Here is a 2,348-nt window from a genome sequence, read left to right as displayed (position 1 = left end):
CCCATGCTATCGTGGTTTTCCCGAAGGGCGCACTTAGCCATTGGATTTCATCCAATGGTGCGACAAGGGGTAAATCCCCTTTGTAATCCCCTGACCAACATATTCATGTTGGTAATTTCGATAAATCGAAATAAAGAGCAAAAGCAAAATGGCGATATATCATTTTTCAGTTAAAACGATTAGTAGAAGTAATGGGCGATCAGCCGTTGCTTGTGCTGCATATCGTTCGGGTGAAAAATTGGTATGCGATTTTTATGGGAAAGAACAAGACTACACAAAAAAAACTGGTGTCGAATTTACAGAAATCTATGCACCAGAAAATACAAATACTGAGTTAACCAATCGTCAAAAACTTTGGAATGAAGTCGAAAAATCCGAACGAAGAAAAGATGCATTACTTGCAAGAGAATTTGAAATTGCATTTCCAAGAGAATTAAACGCTGAACAGCGTAAAAACATGCTCAATGAACTTTGCCAAAATCTCGTTAAGAAATACGGTGTCATCGTTGACGCTGCTATTCATGCACCGCATACGGACAGTGGAAGTGATGAACGTAACCATCATGCACACATCATGTTCACCACCCGAAGTATTAATGAGCATGGTGACTTTTCAGCAAAAAAATATAGGGACTTCAGTCGTGACAATGGCACAGAAACGGTAAGCCACTGGAGAGAATCATTTGCAGAACTATGCAATCAACACTTAGAAAAAAATGGATTTGATGAACGTGTCGATCACAGAAGTTATGAAGACCAGGTATGTGACCTACAAGCAACTCAACATGAAGGCCCTCAAACAACATACCTCCGAAGACGAGGGATATTTACAGAAATCAGTCTTAAAAATGATGAAATTAAGCTACGTAATTTAGAAATCAAAAAGATAATCGCGATTGATGAAAACATCAAAATATCTGAGGATCTTGTTCAACGAGTACAAAGTGAACTTCAATTCCAACACTCTGAAATTAAGTATTTAGAAAAAATATCTCTGAGGCTTTCTCAATTCCAACAGGAAGAATTATCAAAATTAACAACAGAATTGGACACGAAGAATTCCGAAATATCAGAACTAGAAAAAAAAGAGCCTTTATTTTTTAAAAATAAATGGAGTAATCAAATAAATGACCAAATCAACCAATACAACACTCAACTAGATATCAAAAAGCATATCTCTAGTCTTAGTGAACTAGAAAAAAAAGACAGATATTCTAATCAGTTAAATCAATGGATAAAAGAAAATCAGCTACTCCAGCCTAAAAAGTCTTTTGAAAAATTTGATGAACCGGACATCACTGTTAGACAACGAAAATTTAATGATCAAATTTCAAATATAGATCATCAAATTTCAGAAATAGCATGCAGAGAAACTAAGTATCAAGAATATGTACGTGATCAAAGATTGGAGATCATAGATAGTTATATATTTGAAGAAGATAACTATGGAAATAAATACTTTAGCCCTAAAAATGGTGAAAAACAAAAACGACTATATGCAAAAGAAATGGCAGAGTTAAAAACCCAAAAAATGAATGCAGATCTTACAGAACAAGTTAAGGTAGTAGTACAGCAAGAGTTTGCCCAAAAAAGAGCGATACAGCTCGAAAACGACCGAAAAGATCGTGAATCTAAAGAACAGCAGTTGCGTAAAGAACGAGAGCAACAAGAACAACGCTATGAGCAAGAGAGACGAGAACAAGACCATTTGGCATTTTTAAGACGCCAAGAATTGGAGAAACAGCAGAAAAATGAGCCTAAAAAGCCAGAACAAGACAATGATAACGATTACACACCTTGGTAAACCCTGTTTAAACGCAAAAAACCGGGGTTTTTAGCGACTTTTACTAAAAATGTAGGGAAACCATAGTCTATAAGAGTAAAAGCTCTTAGACCTCAAATGAGAGCCTTTAGCGAGTGTCTACGAGCGTCACAATGAAAGTTCGCTTATTCCCCCCTCTGAAAAACCGCTTTTTAGGTGTTATTAGAGAGTTTCTTTAGCAAGTGTCTACGAGCGTCACAATGAAGTTTTTGCTTTTCAAAAAGCATGAGCAAAGCGAATGCATTATTGCTTTTGATTTTTTTAAATTGATATATGTATTAACCAAAAAATTGTCCCTAGAATCGAGCGAAAGCGAGATTCAATAGAGTTTGAGCGTAGCGAAAACCAAGGGCAATTTTTCTTAATTGATGTTTTTAATGTTTTTAATAGTTTTTAATGTTTTTAGCCTACCTTAAAGGCTTGTAGATAAAGGGTTATAGAGGATCACCCCCTACCTTTAGCAGTATATATCCCTACCTTTAGCAGTATATATCCCTACCTTTAGCAGTATATATCCCTACCTTTA

At 35.7% G+C, this 2,348-nt stretch carries 1 protein-coding gene; it reads left to right on the top strand.

Annotation, left to right across the window (positions count from 1 at the left end; all coding sequences use genetic code 11):
* The first annotated feature begins 148 nt into the window (after positions 1-148).
* Positions 149-1,804 carry a MobQ family relaxase gene (gene mobQ / locus ACK1JC_RS16970; RefSeq protein WP_193894157.1) on the top strand — a complete coding sequence of 552 codons (1,656 nt, stop codon included), beginning with the start codon at positions 149-151 and terminating at the stop codon, positions 1,802-1,804.
* Positions 1,805-2,348: the final 544 nt, after the last annotated feature.

This window comes from Acinetobacter sp. TY2 (genome assembly GCF_046269225.1).
In the GTDB taxonomy this organism is placed as follows: domain Bacteria; phylum Pseudomonadota; class Gammaproteobacteria; order Pseudomonadales; family Moraxellaceae; genus Acinetobacter.
The sequence above is the reverse complement of the archived record's forward strand: the minus strand, read 5'-3'. Positions and strand labels throughout refer to the sequence as shown.